Genomic DNA, 17,973 nt, shown 5'->3' with positions numbered 1-17,973 from the left:
GCTAAGCCGTTGATATTGCCAGATTCGAACGTCGGTATCTGGACGGTATCGAAGCGGTATCTGAACGGTGCGTACACACCGCCTTAGCCGGGCATTGGCAGGTCGAGGATGTTGCGTGCCTGCGCCCAGGTGGCGACGGGGCGTTCGGCCTGTTCGCAGAGGTCGGTGACGCGTTTCACCAGCGCGGCGTTCGAGGGCGCGAGGGTGGTGCGGTCGAGGCGGATGTTATCCTCCAGCCCGCAGCGGGCATGGCCACCGGTTTCGACGCACCATTTGTTCAGGGTCAGCTGGTGCGCGCCGATGCCCGCGGCGCAGAATTCGCTGTCGGGCAGAAGCCGGGCCATGGTTGCGCGGTAGTAGTCGAAGACATCGCGGTCGACCGGCATGGCATTCTTCACCCCCATGACGAACTGCACGTAGGGCGACTGGGTCAGCCGCCCGTCGCGGTACATCAGCGCGGCCTGGTGGATGTGCGAGAGGTCAAAGGCCTCGATCTCGGGGCGGATGGCATAGGTCTTCATCTCGGAGGCCAGCCAGTCGACCAGATCGGGCGGGTTTTCATAGACACGGGTGGGGAAGTTGTTCGACCCCACGGTGAGCGAGGCCATGTCGGGTTTCAGCGGCAGCATCCCGCCGCGCGTCGCCCCCGCCCCGGAGCGCCCGCCGGTGGAGAACTGGATGATCATGCCGGGGCAGTGTTTTTCCAGCCCTTCCTTGAGGGCGGCGAACCTGTCGGGATCGGAGGAGGGGGTTTCATCGGCGTTGCGCACATGGGCGTGGCAGATGGTGGCCCCGGCCTCGAACGCGGCCTGGGTCGATTCGACCTGTTCGGCAATGGTGATGGGGACGGCCGGGTTATCGGCCTTGCGGGGCAGCGAGCCGGTGATGGCGACGCAGATGATGCAGGGTTTTGTCATGGGTCGAGTTTGATCGCTGCGGGTGCGGTGTCAACCGGCACGTGGGCTGAAAGCGGACCGTCGGGGCGCGCCATTGTGCGGCGATGCCTGCTGCGCATCCGGTTGTCAGGGCGCGCCGCATGGTGTCTGTCTTTGGCAGGCCGGTTGGTGGGTTGGTTGGCCGGATGACAGGGAAGGATACGGCGATGCTGGGGCAATTGTCCGGGGTTGTGGGCGCGATGGATCTGCTGGGGACGTTTGTCTTTGGTCTGAGCGGGGCGATGCTGGCGGTGCGACGCGACCTGGATCTGTTCGGCATCCTGGTGCTGTCGCTGGTGGCCGCGACCGCGGGAGGTGCGGTGCGCGACGTGCTGATCGGGGCCACGCCGGCGGCCTTTCTGATCGACCAGCGGTATTTTCTGGCGGCCCTGCTGGCCGGGGTCGTGGTGTTTGCGGCACACGCCCCGATCGAGCGGATGACGCGGCCGGTCATGGTGCTGGATGCGCTGGGGCTGGGGTTGTTCGCCGTCACCGGGGCGCAGAAGGCGCTGGCCTATGATCTTGGGTCGATGGGTGCGGTCTGGATCGGGGTGCTGACGGCCTGTGGCGGCGGTGCGCTGCGCGATGTGCTGGTGGCCGAGGTGCCGCGCGTTCTGCGCGAGGAGATCTATGCGCTGGCCGCGTTGCTGGGCGCGCTGGTGGTGGTGCTGGGGCATTGGGCCGGCTGGCCGGCGGGGGCAACTGCCGTGGTGGGGGCGATGCTGGCCAGCGCCTGGCGGATCGTCGGGGTCTACCGGGGCTGGCAGGTACCGCGTGCGCGCCGGCGGTGAGGCGGCAGGAGGCGCATCCTGGGCGTTGTTTGCAGTGGCGCCGGCGCGGCACGCGGCGGCCAGGTGAGACATCACGCCTTTATCTGCGGACGGTGCAAATGGCGGAGGTGGCAGGGGGGCGCTGCCCCCCGCGCCGCGGGCGCGTCCCCCGGGGGTATTTTCGGCCAGATGAGAGAGCCCTGGGGCGTTCGTTCGAGGGGGGGCGGCAGGTGTGGGGTGACGGCGTGGTTGAGGGCGCGGGTGACGGCGCGGGTGAGGGCGCATGAGAAAACTTTCGCGGGTCGGTGAAACCTTTGGTCGGCTGGCCGCGTGGTTTTGAGCATCGCCGGGCAAAACGTCCCGGCAAAACAACCCGGAGGAATGAAGATGTTCAAACGTACCGCACTTGCCACTGTTGCCCTGGCCGGAACCGTTTCGATGGCGCTGGCCGCCTCGGACGGCATGATGGAAAATCCCACGGTGGGTGGGGCGCCGATGATGGCGGACATGACGATTGCCGAGAATGCGGGCAATGCGCCGAACCTGACGACGCTGGTGGCCGCCGTGAAAGCGGCCGGGCTGGCGGAGACCCTGATGGGGGCGGGGCCGTACACCGTATTCGCGCCGACCAACGACGCCTTCGGCAAGATCGACAAGGCGGCGCTGGACAAGTTGCTGATGCCCGAGAACCAGGCGCAGTTGCAGCAGATCCTGACCTGCCACGTGGTGGGCGCCGAGGCGTTTTCGACCGATATCGCCGGGATGATCGCGGATGATGGCGGAATGCACGTGGTGCCCACGGTCGGCGGCTGCAAGCTGGACGCCTACATGGAGGGTGGCGCGCTGAAGTTGAAGGATGAGAATGGCCGGATCGCGACCGTGACCACCGCCGATGTCGACCAGTCGAACGGTGTGGTGCATGTGATCGACCGCGTGATGCTGCCCGCAGGCCAGGCTGGCTGAGGCAGGATCTTTCATCGGTGACGGGAAGGGGGCGTGCGCGGCACGTCCCCTTTTTTGCGTTTGGGGCACGCTCTGGATGGTCGGGCTTTGGGGGTCAGACTCTGGATGGTCGGGCTGCGGAGCGCCCTCGGTGTCGGCCCTGCGGATGTCAGGCGGGTTGTGGTGTGGCGAGGCCGAGCAGGGGTTTGGCGTTTGAGGCATGGCGCGCGATCATCTGGCGGGCCTGGCGGCCCTTGACCAGGGGGCGGGCCGAGACGCGGTGCGCGGGGTGGCCGGTATGGCGGGTCAGCAGCGCCGAGACGGTGTCGCGCCCGGCGCGACCGATGTTTTCCAGTGCAAAGGGCCCGGTATAGAAGGTTTCGCTGGGGGCGCCTTCGGCGAAGATCACCTCGTGTCGGTCGAGCAGGAGGTGGAAATAGTCCAGCGGCCGGGTGCCCTGGTCGGGCAGCGTGCCGGGCAGGCAGTGGGTGATGCCGGGCAGGTCCGTCAGCAGGCGCGCGGGGATCAGCACCTCGGCCGCGCCGAACATGCGCCGTGCAATGGGCGAGCGGACCAGCATGCGGTGTTGCGGCGAGACGATCAGGGGGCGCCGGGGCAGTCCTTTGCCGAGGGCGCCGGCGTCGATGCGGATCGGGGCAAGTCGCGGGCGGGTGACCAGGGTTTGCGGGTGCAGGACCCAGCCCCCGATCCAGCGGATCGGTTGGTCGCCATGGTCCTGGGTCGTCAGAAGATCGCCGACACGCAGGGTTTCGACGCGGCGCGCGCCGGTGCTGGTCTGGATCAGGGTGCCACGGGCAAAGCAGACGGGGGTGCTGTCGGTCGGATCGGTGCCGGGCACCTGATCGGGGTTGCTGGTTTCGATCTCGGTCGGTTCGACGGCGGGGAAATTCTTTTCCAGCGTGTCGATATAGCTGTTCACGTCGGCGCCGCCGCCGACCGGGGCGGGGCTGTAGAGGGTGCCGTTGTTGGCGCTGGCGGGGGGCTGGCCATCGAACAGGAGCTGACCGCCGCCGGTATCCAGCCCCAGGCCGCCGCCACCGACGGAATCGCGAAATTCCTTGGGGCTGATCAGGCCGTCGCCGTCGGTGTCGACGATGCGCAGGTCGGCACCGTCCGAGGTATTGATGGTTTCGGCGGGGCCGTAGAGGGCAATCGTCACGAGTTGGGAATCGCTGCTGGCGATCCCGCTGGAGACGACTGTCTTGAATGCCTGAAACAGGACGGGCATGGGCACCGACGCTTTGCATTGGTTAATCCTGAGTGACACTAGCACGAAGTTCGGCAATCGGTTGAGAAAAAGCGGTGGTGCGGCCATTGGCCCGGATTGGGTCCCGGATTGATCCCCGCGCCTTGGCCGACGCATCGGCCCTTGATCGGCGGGCGCTGCTGGCACGACGAGGGGAGGAGACAGGTGCAAAGAGGGCTTTTCGGGCTGAGGTCGGCGTTCGGGCTGGCGCGTAGGTTTCGGTGTGGCCAGCTCATTGCGCGAGTCACCGGGGCCAGTCACCGGGGCCAGTCAGCAGGAGCAGTCACAGGGGCCAGCTATCGGGGCCGACCTGTCCGAAGGGGCTGGCGGTGCGCCGGGTGTCTGCCACGTGTCTGCCACAGGTGGGCGGGCGATCCGGCGGGGTGATCGGGGCGGCTGGCTGGGCCGAAAGAACGGGATCGCTCTTTCGGCCACCGGGGACGCCTGCGCCGTTTCCGGCAAGGGTGTGGCGCTGTCGTGTCGCGACCATTCCCGCAGGGAAGGACGGGAGGGGACAGATCGCGGAGTGACACGCAGGGGGAAGGGAGGACCGCTGCGGGGGAGAGTCGCCACACCTGATCGTGACGCCGAGGCAGATTGAATGTCAATCCGACACACACGTAAGAGGCGAGTTGTGTGCGTGGCAGTCTGCGGGTGATCAAGCCGGCGGCATGGGGCAGCATTATTGCCCCTTTGTGCGCCGTTTACGGAGCGATCAATGCGGTGTCCGCAGGGTAGATACGCCTTCTGCAGGGTGGAGAGCGCCAGGATGGCGCAGAGAGGGCGTCGACGCGGGTGATCTGGCGCCATGCCTGCGGCAGGGCGGGTGGCGCCCTTAGCGGCGAGGCGGCGCGACCGGGTGCGGTCCGGGGGGCAGTGACGACGCCAAGGGAGCCGCCGCTGCGTCAGTCGAGCAGGCGGCGGGCGATGACCTGGGCCTGGATTTCCGCCGCCCCTTCGAAGATCGACAGGATCCGCGCGTCGCAGAGCAGGCGTGAGACGGTGTATTCAAGCGCAAAGCCGTTGCCGCCATGAATTTGCAGCGCGTTGTCGGCGCAGGACCAGGCGACGCGGGCGCCGAGCAGTTTGGCCATGCCAGCCTCAAGATCGCAGCGGCGGTCGTGATCTTTCTGGCAGGCCGCGAAATAGGTCAGTTGGCGGGCGACCATGATCTCGACCGCCATCATCGCCAACTTGCCGGAAACGCGCGGGAAATTGACCAGCGAGCCGCCAAAGGCCTTGCGGTCGAGGGCATATTGCAGGCCGGTGTCCAGCGCGGCCTGGGCGACACCGATGGCGCGGGCGGCGGTCTGGATGCGCGCGCTTTCAAACGTCTGCATGAGCTGCTTGAAGCCCTTGCCCTCGGTCCCGCCGAGGAGGTTTTCGCCCTTGATCGCGAAATTGTCGAAGGCGAGTTCGTATTCCTTCATGCCGCGATAGCCGAGCACCTCGATCTCTCCTCCGGTCATTCCGGGCGTCGGGAAGGGGTCGGTGTCGGTGCCCGGCGTCTTTTCCGCCAGGAACATCGACAATCCGCGGTGATCGGTGCTGTCGGGGTCGGTGCGGGCCAGCACGGTCATGACATGGGTGCGGGCCGCGTGCGTGATCCAGGTCTTGTTGCCGGTCAGGGCGTAATCGTCGCCGTTGCGGGTGGCGCGGGTGCGCAGCGCGGCCAGGTCGGAGCCGGTGTTCGGCTCGGTGAAGACCGCGGTGGGCAGGATCTCACCGGAGGCGAGTTTCGGCAGCCAGTGATCCTTTTGCGCGTCGGTACCGCCGCACAGGATCAGTTCGGCTGCGATTTCGGAACGGGTGCCGAGCGAGCCGACGCCGATGTAACCGCGCGACAGTTCCTCGGAAACCACGACCATGGCGGCCTTGGAAAAGCCGAAGCCGCCGTATTCCTCGGGGATGGTCAGGCCGAAGACGCCCATTTCGGCCAGTTCGCCGATCACCGACATGGGGATCAGTTCGTCGCGGAGGTGCCAGCCGTGGGCGTGGGGTTCGACCTTGTCCACAGCGTAGCGGCGAAACTGGTCGCGGATCATCTCAAGCTCGGCGTCCAGCCCGGTGGTGCCATAGGTGACGGTGCCCTGCTGCTGGACGATCAGGTCGGTCAGCCGGGTGCGGGCGGCCTGGGTATTGCCGTGATCACACAGGGTTTGCACCGAGGCGTCGTTCATCATCGACAGGGCGTCGCGGGTCAGGCCGAGATCCTGCGGGCGTACCAGTTCGGTCTGCGACATCTGGATGCCGCCGGTCATCTGCGACAGGTATTCGCCAAAGGCGATCTGGTGCAGCAGCGCGTCCAGGTCGGTGAACCTGCCCTGGGAAGACAGGGTTTCGGCCCATTTCTGCATCTGGCGCAGGGCCTCGACATAGATGGCGAGCCAGGCGAGGCCGTGCGTCGCGGTCTGGTGCGCCTCGACCGAGCGGGCCGACACGCGGCCATCAACCTCGACCAGCGAGCGGATCGTCTGGCGGGCGGTTTCGAGCAGGAATTCGGCCGGGGCCAGTGCCTCGGCTGTCAGGGTCAGCAGATCGGGCAGGATCGCGCTGTCTGTCGTCTGGGCATGGGGGCCGTCGTGTGGCATGGGACTCTCCTCTCTCGCTTGGAAGGGGCATAGCCACTTTGCAGGTGCAGCGCAATATAAATGCGAAAATGCGATCCTATCTGAAGCAAAGTTACGTGGTGGATTTTGGGCTGGTGTCACGACGCGCCGGTGATACTTGTCGGCGCATGGATCTGTTATTGCCCGACTCCCTGACGATGCTCGCCCTGCTCGGGTGCTTTGCCGTAGCACTGCTGGCAGGGGTGGTGAAAGGCATGGTGGGGTTCGCGATGCCGATGATCATGGTGTCCGGGCTGGGCAGCATCGTCGGGCCGGACTGGGCGTTGGCGGGTCTGATCCTGCCGACGCTGTGCACCAACGGCTGGCAGGCGATGCGTGCCGGGTGGCGTGGCGTCTGGGATGCGGTGGTGCGGTTCAGGGTGTTCCTGGCGGTGGCCTTCGTGATGCTGATCCTGTCGGCGCAACTGGTCAGCGTGCTGCCGCCCCATGTCATGCAGGTGCTGATCGGGCTGCCCATCGTGGCCTTCGCGCTGAGCCAGCTGCTGGGCTATCCGCTGCGGCTGGGCAGCCCGCCGCCGCGCCGGGTCGAAGTGGGCGTGGCGCTGCTGGCAGGCGGGATCGGTGGCTTTTCCGGCGTCTGGGGGCCACCGACGGTGGCCTACCTGACGGCGCTGGAGACCCCGAAGCGCGAACAGATCCAGTTGCAGGGCGTGATCTATGGCCTCGGGTCGGTCGCGCTGTTGGGGGCGCATGTCGGCTCGGGCGTCCTGCGCGCCCAGACGCTGCCGTTTTCGCTGTCGCTGGTGCCTGTGGCGCTGGTCGGTATGTGGATCGGGTTTCGCGTGCACGACCGGATCGACCAGGTGATGTTCCGGCGCGCGACGCTGGTGGTGCTGCTGGTCGCCGGGGGCAACCTGCTGCGGCAGGGGCTGGGGTTTTAGGGCCTTACGACAGGGTGGGGCCTTAGGAGAGGAAGGTGCCGCCAAAGCAGAGGTCGATCGCCTCGGGGGCTTCGGACATCGGCACCACATTGAACGTCTGGCGCATCAGCACCTCGTCGCCGCGATGGACCTCGAACGACCAGAGGCCCGGCTGCATTTCGCGTTCATATTCAAACTGGAAACTGCGCACGCCCCAGTCGCCGCGCAGGTTCGGGTCCCAGATTTCCTGGGTGATGTCCAACGCGCCATAGGGGGGATGCTGGACGACCATGCGATAGTTTCTGGTATCGCTGCCCGGTGTCAGGCGGATGCGCACGCCAAAGGAAATGCCCAGGTGCGCGGGAACGGTCCGGCTGTGCAGGGCGACACGCTGATCGCCGGCCATCAGAAGGATATAGCCGCTTTCGGTTTCCGGGGCAGGTTCGGTGCCGACGTGATCGGACGGGCAATAGATCCCCGCCTCGGCCATCTCGACCGGAGCGCGAACGAAGTCCTGGCCGGTGGCGGTCGAGGATCTGGTTTCGGCCAGCTTCTCTCCCAGCAGGCGGTTGCCGATCTGTTCGTTCCGCGTGCCCCGGTCGGTCGCGAGACCGTGCGAGGGCGCAAGCGTGACCGATGCAACCATGGCCAGCAGGACTGCAAGTCTTACCGCAACGACAGGTGTCATTTTTGTCTCTCTCCCCTTCCCGCTGACCGTTGGGCGGCGCAAAGCGCCTGTCGTGCCCATGTCGCCACATCCCGACGCGCACGGTCTGACGGGGGCCACGGTAACGCGTGGCTCTCTCTCTCCGCCCTTGTCATGGGCGGAACTTACCCACACGTCAAGCGATACTGCCGGCAGAGGCCGCCAGATGGGCCCTTTCGGTCCGCCTGAGGGCAAGAATTTCAGTAAAATCTTAATAAATGGCGGGTGAGAGGCCTCGGGTGGCTGTCCCGAGGTGGCTGACCCGCAGTAACGGTTGCGAGGCGATGGCCGAGCCTTGGCGGCCGCAAGGGACGCGCGCAGGTTGGCTTGCGGGGCAGGGCAGAGCCGTGCGTCGCGGCGTATCCGGGCCTTGGATGGCAAAACGCCCCGCCGGGAAGGGCGGGGCGTTTCAATGCCGTGACGCGGGTTGGCAGCCTTAGCCGATGGCGGCGGCTTTCACGTCTTCGTCGATGTAGGGCAGGTATTGTTCGAAGTTCTCGGAGAACATGCCGACCAGTTTCGCCGCCTGCTTGTCGTAGGCTGCGCCGTCTGCCCAGGTGCGGCGCGGGTCGAGCAGCACGTCGGAGACGCCCGGCACGGCGACGGGCACTTCGAATCCGAAGTTGGGGTCCTTGCGGAACTCGGCCTCGTTCAGCGATCCGTCGAGCGCGGCGGTCAGCAGGGCGCGGGTGGCACGGATCGGCATCCGCTTGCCGGTGCCGAAGGCGCCGCCGGTCCAGCCGGTGTTGACCAGCCAGCAGGTTGCGCCGTGCTTGGCGATCTTGGCTTGCAGCAGCTTGCCATAGGCCTCGGGGCGGCGGGGCATGAAGGGCGCGCCGAAGCAGGTCGAGAACGTCGGCTCGGGCTCGACCACGCCGCGTTCGGTGCCGGGCGTCTTGGAGGTAAAGCCGGACAGGAAGTGGTACATCGCCTGCGCCGGGGTCAGCCGCGAGATCGGCGGCAGGACGCCATAGGCGTCACAGGTCAGCAGGATGATGTTCTTGGGGTGGCCGCCAAGCGCTGTTTCAGACGCGTTGGAGATATAGTCCAGCGGGTAGGCGCAGCGCATGTTCTGGGTGAGCGAGCTGTCTTCGAAGTCGAGTTCGAAGGTTTCCGCGTCGTAGACCATGTTTTCGATGACGGTGCCGAACATCGAGCAGGTCGCATAGATTTCCGGCTCGGCCTCGGGGCTGAGGTTGATCGTCTTGGCGTAGCAGCCGCCCTCGAAGTTGAAGGTGCCGCGGTCGGACCAGCCGTGTTCGTCATCGCCGATCAGGACCCGCGCCGGATCTGCCGACAGTGTCGTCTTGCCGGTGCCCGACAGGCCGAAGAAGATGGCGGTGTCGACCGGGTTGCCCTTGGCGTGGTTGGCCGAGCAGTGCATCGGCATCACGCCTTTTTCGGGCAACAGGTAGTTGAGCAGCGTGAACACGGATTTCTTGTTCTCACCCGCGTATTCGGTGCCGCCGATCAGGATCATCTTTTTCGCGAAGTTCATCGCGATGACGGTATCGCTGCGGCAGTCGTGCCGGGCCGGATCGGCCTTGAAGCTGGGGCAGTTGATGACGGTGAAGTCGGACACGAAATCGTCCAGCGCATCAAGGTCGGGGCGCCGCAGCATGTGACGGATGAACAGCCCGTGCCAGGCCAGTTCGGTCACCATGCGGACATTGATTGCATAGGCCGGGTCGGCGCCGCCGATCAGGTCCTGAACAAAATAGTCCTTGCCCTTCATATGGTCGATCATGTCCGCGTAGAGAGCATCGAACCCTTCGGGCGACATGGCCGCGTTGTTGTCCCACCAGATATTATCGACGACGTCCGGCGTCTTGACGACATGTTTGTCCTTGGGGGAACGGCCCGTGTATTTGCCGGTCTCGACCAGGAATGTGCCGCCATTGCCCAGCTTGCCTTCGCCGCGTTTCAGGGCGGCTTCGATCAGCGCGGGTTCTTTCAGGTTGTAATAGACATTGCCCAGGCCTTCGAGACCTTGATCTTCGAGCCGGAAGTGCGGGTTTACCCGTCCTAATGCCATTTTAAAACTCCTGTAGCGCCGCTCCGTTGCGGCGATCCTCCTTTTCCGGGCGACGCGGTGGGGGCCCGGAACCGAGGCGAAACGTCTCGATAAAGGGGTCCTTAGCACGCTTGTTCCGATTGTGAACAGGTCGCTGGGGAAGGTTAGCGCAACCAATTTCGGTTTAGCGCAACCACTTGCGGATTGTTGCACATCGCGGAGCTGCGCGGATGTGGGCAGCAGAGGGATACGCGCGATATCCCGCGAATTCAGGCGATCATAAGACATTTTCGCCACAAAGTCTTCATGCGCCGGGTCGATTCGTGTTTGGCGTTGCTTGTAAAGGTTCTAAGGGTGAAGACTGACCTGAAAATCAAGGCACCAGCGCAGGAGGGGGACTGGCCCGATGTCGAAAATCGCCCTTGTCGACGATGACAGGAATATCCTGACGTCCGTGGCGATCACGCTGGAGGCCGAGGGATTCGAGGTCGAGACCTATAGTGATGGGCAGGCTGCGCTGGAGGCCTTCGACAGGCGGTTGCCGGACATGGCTGTCCTGGACATCAAGATGCCGCGCATGGACGGCATGGACCTGTTGCAGCGCCTGCGCCAGAAAACCCAGATGCCGGTGATTTTCCTCACCTCCAAGGATGACGAGATCGACGAGGTGCTGGGGCTGCGCCTTGGGGCCGACGATTATGTCAAGAAGCCGTTCAGCCAGCGCCTTCTGGTGGCCCGCATCCGCGCCTTGCTGCGGCGTCAGCAGGCCGTGGCGGGCGAGATGATTCCCGAAACCGAAGAGACCCGCGTGATCGAGCGTGGCGATCTGCGCATGGACCCGCTGCGCCATTCGGTGATCTGGAAAGGCAAGAGCGTGACCCTGACGGTGACCGAGTTCCTGCTGCTGAAGGCGCTGGCCCAGCACCCGGGTTTCGTCAAGAGCCGCGATCAGCTGATGGATGTGGCCTATGACGAACAGGTCTATGTCGATGACCGCACCATCGACAGCCATATCAAGCGGTTACGCAAGAAGATGCGGAGCGCGGACGAGGATTTCAGCGCCATCGAGACGCTGTATGGAATCGGTTACAGGTACAACGAAGACTGAGGCGTAGAGCGCAGGGACGGGCAGATGGATCGCGCGGTGCGGCCCTGTCCCGGCCCCAGCCAGCGCCCATGGAAGATCACCGAAAGGACCATCGTGCGCGATGAGCACAGCACAGGCGCAGAGGCGGAGCGGGGAGAGGCCCGCACCGTGCCGGACGGCCCGGTGACGGCCCGGTCGCGTGGCCTGTCGCCGCTGACGCGCAAGATCGTCGTGTTCAACCTGATCGCCTTGAACCTGCTGGTCGCCGGGGTGCTGTATCTGCATTCGGGGGAGGAGAGCCCGCTGCAACAGTTTCGGCAGCGGCGGGAGGTTGAGGCCGAGTTGATGGCGGGTCGCCTTGCGGTGCCGCCGGTGGCGCCCGTGCTGACGCGGTCGGTCGTGGCGGCGCGGCTTCAGGGCCTCGGGTTGGGGGCAGGGGCGCGCCTGCTGGTGCTGGCCCCCGATGGCGCGCTGTTGGGGCAGGCGGAGGGGCCGACGCGCGCCGCCGGCACCGCGCAGCCCACGCCGATGCTGGATGTGCTGGGCGCATCGTGGCGTGGTTTTTCCGGCCTGTTCCTGCCCGACCCGCCACCGGCAGAGCTGATCGCACCCGAAGCCAGAGCGCGGGCCATGCTGGGCGATCTGCACCCTGAAGAGCCGTTGAGCGCATCGGCGCAGGCCGAATCCGGGCGGTACCTGGCCACCCTGGCGGCCATCGTGCCGCAAGGGGCAGATGCCGGACCGGGCGGGATGTTGGGCGCGGTGGCGCTGATCACGCCGCTGGGCCAGGTCGAGGCCGCGACACGCGCCGCACAGGAACGGGCCTTGCGGATCTTTGCCATCGCGACACTGGTGTCCAGCGTGATGAGCCTGCTTCTGGCCTCGACCATCGCGCGGCCGCTGTCGGATCTTACGGTGGCGGCAGAGGCAGGCGGCGCGGGCGATTTGCAGCGGCGCGCCCCGGCGCGGGTCAGCATCCCCGACATGACGGCCCGGTCTGACGAGATCGGGAGGTTGTCCGGCGCGCTGCGCGGCATGGTCGCGGCGCTGTATGACCGGATCGATTCGAATGAACAATTCGCCGCCGACGTTGCCCATGAAATCAAGAACCCGCTGGCCAGCCTGCGCGCGGCGGTGGGGACGCTGCGCATGGCACGGCGCGAAGATCACCGCGCAACATTGCTGGACGTGATCGAACATGACGTGCGGCGGCTGGACCGGCTGGTCAGCGACATCTCGGATGCGTCGCGGCTGGACAGCGAGCTTGTGCGCGAAGAGGAACAGGCCTTTGATCTGTTGGCACTGCTGCGCAGCTTGACCGCCTATCTTGGCGGACAGGCGGGGCAGCGGGGCATTGATTTCATCACCGACCTTCCCGACGGCGAAATTGTTCTGCGCGGGCTGGAGCCGCGGCTGGCGCAGGTCTTTGTCAACCTGATCAGCAACGCGGTTTCGTTCTGCAAGGAGGGGGACGCGATCCGCGTCTGGGTGCGGCGACGTGCCAACCGGGTGCTGGTCGTGGTCGAGGATACCGGACCCGGCATTCCAGACGAGGCGCTGCAAAAGATCTTTGCGCGGTTTTATTCGCATCGCCCGGAGGCCGAGTTCGGCAATCATTCGGGCCTCGGTCTGGCGATCAGCAAGCAGATCGTCGAGGCGCATGGCGGCGTGATCTGGGCCGAGAACATTCGCACGACCGGCACCGCCCCGGCGGCGACGCCTTTGGGCGCGCGGTTCGTCGTCGGGCTGCCGGTCTAGAGGATGGAGAAGGAGACGACACCCGTGCACGGCACCATCACCCCCCAGGACGCCGCCGGGGCGCAGGGCCCGGTGATCGTTCACGCCAGCTGTGCCGCGGTGGCGGGGCGGGGCGTGCTGGTGCTGGGGCCGTCGGGCGCGGGCAAGTCGTCGCTGGTTCTGGAAATGCTGTCGCGCGGGGCGGGGCTGGTCGCTGATGACCGCGTAATTCTGTCCCGCGAAACCGACGCCCTGATCGCCGCGTCGCCGCCGCCGCTGGAAGGGCTGATCGAGGCACGCGGCATCGGCATTTTGAAGGCGCGGTATGGCGGGCCAACCAAGGTTTCGATGGTCGTCGACCTGGGAAAAGACGAATTGGAACGACTTCCGCCGCAGCGCAGCACTATTTTGCTGGGGGTTTCTTTACCTCTACTTCACAATACTGGTACTGCAGCTTTTGCTGCGGCGATTCTGCAATATCTGCGGGAGGGACGCAGCGCATGAACACTCATTGCGCGAGCCTCGCGCCCTTAACCCTAACCTGACGGCCCCTATGCCCAACGGATCTGAAACAGCCAGCCTGACCCCGCGCCTTGTCCTTGTGACAGGGCCGTCCGGCGCAGGCCGGTCGACGGCCATCCGCGCGCTTGAGGACCTGGGGTTCGAAGCGATCGACAATCTGCCGCTGTCGCTGCTGCCGCGCCTGCTGGACGGGCCACCGCTGCGCCGTCCTCTTGCCCTTGGCGTCGATGTCCGCAACCGGGATTTCTCCTCCGCGGCCCTGCTGGAGACGCTTGAGCGGCTGGGCGCGATCGACGGGCTGGCGTTGGACGTGTTGTACCTGGATTGCCGTGCGGACGTGCTGTCACGACGCTATTCGGAAACCCGGCGCCGGCATCCGCTGGCGCCTGCCGAGACGCCCGAGGACGGCATCGCGCGGGAATTCGATCTGCTGGGTGCGGTGCGGGAGCGCGCGGATGTGCTGGTCGATACATCCGAGATGACGGTGCATGATCTGCGCGCCGAGATGGACCGGCTGTTCGCCCCGGTCAGCGGGCATGGCCTGGCGGTGTCGCTGCATTCGTTCAGCTACAAGCGGGGGCTGCCGCGCGGGCTGGACATGGTGTTCGACGTGCGCTTTCTGCGCAACCCCTACTGGGAGCCGAGCCTGCGGGCGCTGACCGGCCTGGACTGCGCGGTACAAGACCATGTTGCGGGTGATCCGCGCTTTGCGCCGTTCCTGGGCAAGGTCACGGATCTGACGCTGATGCTGCTGCCGTCCTACCTGGACGAGGGCAAGTCGCACCTGGCGATCGGGTTCGGCTGTACGGGCGGTCAGCACCGTTCCGTCACTTTGGCCGAAAGGCTGGGACGAGCCCTTGCGGAAGAGGGCTGGCAAGTGTCAATTAGGCACCGGGAACAGGAACGGCGCAAAGCCGGGGGTGGTGGATGATGAGCCTCGCCCGGCCAGCGGAAGGAAGACCGGCATTGATCGGAATAGTGATCGTCGCACATGGCGGATTGGCCCGCGAATACAAGGCGGCTGTCGAGCACGTCGTGGGCTCTCAGCCGGGTGTGCAGGCCATATCGATTGACACGAACGACGACCGCGCCGGCAAGGAGCGCGAGATCTGCGCCGCCGCCGACGAGGTCGACCAGGGGCAGGGCGTCGTTGTCGTGACGGACATGTTCGGCGGATCGCCCAGCAACCTGTCGCTGCTGGCCTGTCGCCCCGACGATCGGCGGATTTTGTACGGCGTGAACCTTCCGGCCTTGATCAAGCTGGCCAAGTCGCGCCATAAGTCCCTTCCGGAGGCTGTCAGGGATGCCACCGAAGCGGGGCGCAAGTACATCGACAGCCGCAATCTGAGCGGAGGCTGACACGGCCATGAGCGAGACAGTCTCGAAAAGTCTGAAGATCATCAACCAGAAGGGCCTGCACGCGCGGGCCTCGGCCAAATTCGTCGAAGTGGTCGAAGGGTTCGATGCGCGCGCCGAGGTCAGCCGGGATGGCATGTCGACCGGCGGTGACAGCATCATGGGGCTTTTGATGTTGGCAGCCGGGAACGGAAGCACTATTGAGGTCGAAACCTCGGGCCCGGATGCGGTTGCGCTGGCTGACGCGCTGCAAACGCTTGTTGCCAATCGCTTCGGAGAAGAGATGTAATGTGACGCTATCGTGCGACGGAACCCCAAAGTCCCGTCGTATGACAACAGGCGGGAAATACGGGTGACGTTCCATTGGTGGACAGTACGCATAACCACGGCAAGGCGACCACGGGCGAACCGGTCAGCTACACCCATTACGACCGCCGGTCGCTGACCTATTCCACGAGTTTCGACGATCCGTTCCAACGCAACCTGATCCGCACCATCGAATGGATGTCGGGCAAGGTGACGATCCTGCGCCTGATCCGCAAATTCGAGAAGCAGGGCGCGCCGCAGGGTCAGGCGTTCTGGAAGGCCTGTCTGGATGTCATGGGCATTCCGGTCACGACGCCGCAGGAGCAGCTGGAAAAGATCCCCCAAGAGGGGCCGGTCGTGGTGGTCGCGAACCATCCGCATGGCATGGTCGACGGCATGGTGATGGCCGAGCTGATCGGACGCCGGCGCCTGGATTACAAGATCCTGACCCGGTCGATCCTGACCGGTATCGACGAGGTCGCCTCCAGCTACATGATTCCGGTGCCGTTTCCGCACGACGGTGATGCGCAGCGAAAAAGTGTCGAGATGCGTGCAAAGGCGATGTCGCACCTGAAGGATGGTGGTCTGGTTGCCCTGTTCCCGTCCGGCGTGGTGGCGGCATCTAAAACCATGTTCGGCCCGGCGATAGAGGCGGAATGGAACGTGTTCACGGCACAGATGATCCGCCGCTCAGGGGCACGGGTCGTGCCGATCCATTTCACCGGGGCAAATTCGCGCTGGTACCAGATGGCGAACCGGGTGTCGGCCACGCTGCGTCAGGGCCTGTTGCTGCACGAGATCGTGCATTCCCTGAATGCGCCGCAGGCCCCCGTGGTCGGGGATCCGCTGACCGACGCGCAGATGGAGCGCCTGAAGAGCGATCCGCGCGGGTTCATGGCCTGGCTGCGCGAGCATACCGTCAACCTGTGACCGGTTCCGGTCGACGTGGCAGTCCGGCGGCGCATTCGGCGTGTCTTGGCCAGGGGCATTGCCGCCCCGTGACCCAACGGCCGCCAGCCCGCCCGATTACTGGTTGCGGATCAGGCGGAACACTTCGGATGCCGCCCAACCTGAGATCACGGCGATGAAAATGGCCAGCAGTGCATAGGCCAGCGCCTGTTCGTGGGCCAGCGCATAGAGCCATTGTTCCAGCCCGACCTTGCCGACACGCAGCGCGGTTTCATAGCTGGTGATCACCCTGCCTTCGCGCAGCAGGTAGACATCGACGCGATAGACACCCTCGGTCAGGTTCGAGGGCAGGGCGACGCGGGTATTGAACAGGGTCTGTTCATCCAGTCGCACGGCCTTTTCCTGCATCAGGTAGGTGCCTTGCTGTTCGCGCAACCGGATCAGGGCGTTGACGAAGTTGTCTTCGTCCAGCACGTCGTCGCCAGAGGTGATCGAGCGGATGGCACGCGGGATCGAGATACGATGCCGCAGGTCCTCGGTCTGGGTCAGGATCTGACTGAGCGGTTGCGTGGTCGACACGGCATAGAAGCTGGGGGCCTGGCGGATCGTCACCTGATCGGTGTTCACCCAGATTCCGGCGCGCCGTTCCTTGCGCATGACCTTGAGCGGTTCGTTGGGGCCGGCGACGGTGACGATGACGTCGAGCGCAGGCAGGATCGGCACCGCGTCGCGTTTGACCGCCCCGAAGATCAGGATTTCCGAGCCGTCGAAATTGGCATTGATGGCAACGCGGTTCTGGCTGAGGCCGAGAACCACCTCCTCGTCCTGCGCGGTGGCTAGGGTGGCGGGCAGCAGGGCAAGGACCAGCGCGGCGAGGAGGGCACGGGCGCGCATCAGTTCAGATCCGCGATGGAGTAGATGTCGTTCGGTGGCGCAACCAGGTCGAAGGCGAGCTTGCCACAGACCGCCAGGACCAGCAGCGCCAGCAGGATGCGCAGTTGTTCGGCCTTCATCCGGGCCCCGATGCGCGTGCCGAACTGTGCACCGATGACGCCACCGATCAGCAGGAACAGCGCCAGCGCGATATCCACGGTGTGAAAGGTGACAGCATGCAGAAATGTGGTGAAGGCGGCGACGAAGATGATCTGGAACAGTGACGTGCCAATGACGACCTTGGTGGGCATGTGAAGGATGTAGATCATCGCGGGCACCATGATAAAGCCGCCGCCGACGCCCATCACCGCCGACAGGATGCCGACGCTGAACCCGACCAGGATGGGGGGGATGATCGAGATATAGAGGCCCGAGGTGCGAAAGCGCATTTTCAGCGGCCAGGTTTGCACCCAACCGCGTTGCTTGCGGCGGGGTTTGCCCACCGTCACCTTGCCTGCGCGGCGAATGGCATTGAGGCTTTCGACGAACATCAGCATCCCGATGGCACCGAGGAAGACCACGTAGCAGAGGTTCACCAGCAGATCGACCTGCCCCAGCTGCTTGAGCCAGTTGAACAGCGCGACGCCGACCGCAGCGCCGCACAGCCCGCCCAGCTGCAATATTCCGCCCATGCGCAGATCAACCGTCTTGCGCTTGAGATGCGCGAACAGGCCGGAAACGGAGGAGGCGACGATCTGATTGGCCGATGTGGCCACGGCCACTGCTGGCGGAATGCCGACAAAGAACAACAGCGGTGTGATCAGAAATCCACCCCCGACACCGAACATGCCCGACAGGACTCCGACGATGCCCCCCAGCCCGAGCAAGAGGAAGGCGTTGACCGATATTTCTGCGATCGGAAGGTACACTTGCATGGTCAGTCCTAGCGGGAGTGGCGGATTGCGGTACCGCCAGCCTAACGCTCTTTTGCTTGCGCGGCATTAATTGCATTCGCAAACACATCAAACGCAAATCGGCCCGAGGGGCAAGCACCTCGGG

The 17,973-nt window shown here is 65.2% G+C and carries 17 protein-coding genes; 10 read left to right on the top strand and 7 right to left on the bottom strand.

The features are described from left to right. Positions 1-83: 83 nt before the first annotated feature. Positions 84-917, bottom strand: a complete 834-nt coding sequence (locus DL237_RS11820) for a BKACE family enzyme (RefSeq protein WP_119399265.1) — start codon at positions 915-917, stop codon at positions 84-86. A 164-nt stretch (positions 918-1,081) separates the two neighbouring features. Here DL237_RS11820 and DL237_RS11815 point away from each other — a divergent pair, with 164 nt between their 5' ends. Continuing rightward, complete coding sequence (locus DL237_RS11815) at positions 1,082-1,726, top strand: trimeric intracellular cation channel family protein (RefSeq protein WP_233544970.1); 645 nt, start codon at positions 1,082-1,084, stop codon at positions 1,724-1,726. A gap of 366 nt (positions 1,727-2,092) precedes the next feature. Next, the gene (locus DL237_RS11810; protein WP_119399335.1) at positions 2,093-2,668 is read left to right on the top strand and encodes a fasciclin domain-containing protein; all 576 of its coding nucleotides are present in this window, start codon (positions 2,093-2,095) and stop codon (positions 2,666-2,668) included. A 148-nt stretch (positions 2,669-2,816) separates the two neighbouring features. On the opposite strand, the gene DL237_RS11805 is transcribed toward DL237_RS11810, so the two are convergent. Then, positions 2,817-3,896, bottom strand: a complete 1,080-nt coding sequence (locus DL237_RS11805; protein ID WP_119399264.1) for a Hint domain-containing protein — start codon at positions 3,894-3,896, stop codon at positions 2,817-2,819. A gap of 923 nt (positions 3,897-4,819) precedes the next feature. Further along, entirely contained in the window at positions 4,820-6,505 is a 1,686-nt protein-coding gene (locus DL237_RS11800) for an acyl-CoA dehydrogenase family protein (RefSeq protein ID WP_119399263.1), read from the bottom strand. 146 nt (positions 6,506-6,651) lie between these two features. Here DL237_RS11800 and DL237_RS11795 point away from each other — a divergent pair, with 146 nt between their 5' ends. Then, on the top strand, positions 6,652-7,425 hold the full coding sequence (locus DL237_RS11795) for a sulfite exporter TauE/SafE family protein (RefSeq protein ID WP_119399334.1): 774 nt from the start codon (positions 6,652-6,654) through the stop codon (positions 7,423-7,425). Between the two features lie 22 nt (positions 7,426-7,447). Here DL237_RS11795 and DL237_RS11790 read toward each other — a convergent pair whose 3' ends face one another. Together DL237_RS11790 and DL237_RS11785 are read right to left on the bottom strand one after the other, a co-directional pair. Next, a complete protein-coding gene (locus DL237_RS11790) occupies positions 7,448-8,092 on the bottom strand; it encodes a DUF3859 domain-containing protein (RefSeq protein ID WP_158585628.1) in 645 nt (214 codons plus the stop codon). Positions 8,093-8,546: 454 nt separating this feature from the next. Further along, positions 8,547-10,145 (bottom strand): phosphoenolpyruvate carboxykinase, encoded by a 1,599-nt coding sequence (locus DL237_RS11785; protein ID WP_119399261.1) that lies wholly within the window; start codon positions 10,143-10,145, stop codon positions 8,547-8,549. 385 nt (positions 10,146-10,530) lie between these two features. Between DL237_RS11785 and DL237_RS11780 the strand changes: the two genes are divergently transcribed. The 7 genes from DL237_RS11780 to DL237_RS11750 all read left to right on the top strand — a co-directional run bounded on the left by DL237_RS11780 (position 10,531) and on the right by DL237_RS11750 (position 16,062). Beyond that, the gene (locus DL237_RS11780; RefSeq protein WP_119399260.1) at positions 10,531-11,232 is read left to right on the top strand and encodes a response regulator transcription factor; all 702 of its coding nucleotides are present in this window, start codon (positions 10,531-10,533) and stop codon (positions 11,230-11,232) included. A gap of 24 nt (positions 11,233-11,256) precedes the next feature. Continuing rightward, positions 11,257-12,969, top strand: a complete 1,713-nt coding sequence (locus tag DL237_RS11775) for an ATP-binding protein (protein ID WP_119399259.1) — start codon at positions 11,257-11,259, stop codon at positions 12,967-12,969. A 24-nt stretch (positions 12,970-12,993) separates the two neighbouring features. Next, entirely contained in the window at positions 12,994-13,452 is a 459-nt protein-coding gene (locus DL237_RS11770; protein ID WP_233544969.1) for an HPr kinase/phosphorylase, read from the top strand. Between the two features lie 49 nt (positions 13,453-13,501). Continuing rightward, entirely contained in the window at positions 13,502-14,401 is a 900-nt protein-coding gene (gene rapZ / locus DL237_RS11765) for an RNase adapter RapZ (protein ID WP_119399257.1), read from the top strand. Between the two features lie 35 nt (positions 14,402-14,436). Beyond that, a complete protein-coding gene (locus DL237_RS11760; RefSeq protein ID WP_119399256.1) occupies positions 14,437-14,829 on the top strand; it encodes a PTS sugar transporter subunit IIA in 393 nt (130 codons plus the stop codon). 7 nt (positions 14,830-14,836) lie between these two features. Continuing rightward, positions 14,837-15,115: an HPr family phosphocarrier protein gene (locus tag DL237_RS11755; RefSeq protein ID WP_119399255.1), complete on the top strand. Its 279-nt coding sequence runs from the start codon at positions 14,837-14,839 to the stop codon at positions 15,113-15,115. Between the two features lie 74 nt (positions 15,116-15,189). Further along, complete coding sequence (locus tag DL237_RS11750; protein ID WP_119399254.1) at positions 15,190-16,062, top strand: lysophospholipid acyltransferase family protein; 873 nt, start codon at positions 15,190-15,192, stop codon at positions 16,060-16,062. A 96-nt stretch (positions 16,063-16,158) separates the two neighbouring features. Here DL237_RS11750 and DL237_RS11745 read toward each other — a convergent pair whose 3' ends face one another. Further along, positions 16,159-16,935: a TIGR02186 family protein gene (locus DL237_RS11745; protein ID WP_119399253.1), complete on the bottom strand. Its 777-nt coding sequence runs from the start codon at positions 16,933-16,935 to the stop codon at positions 16,159-16,161. Next, positions 16,935-17,849 (bottom strand): sulfite exporter TauE/SafE family protein, encoded by a 915-nt coding sequence (locus DL237_RS11740; RefSeq protein WP_119399252.1) that lies wholly within the window; start codon positions 17,847-17,849, stop codon positions 16,935-16,937. Before DL237_RS11740 ends, DL237_RS11745 begins: the two co-directional genes overlap by 1 nt. Between the last annotated feature and the right edge of the window lie 124 nt (positions 17,850-17,973).

The sequence above is a fragment of the Pseudooceanicola sediminis genome, assembly GCF_003575965.1.
GTDB classification, from domain to species: domain Bacteria; phylum Pseudomonadota; class Alphaproteobacteria; order Rhodobacterales; family Rhodobacteraceae; genus Pseudooceanicola; species Pseudooceanicola sediminis.
The sequence above is the reverse complement of the archived record's forward strand: the minus strand, read 5'-3'. Positions and strand labels throughout refer to the sequence as shown.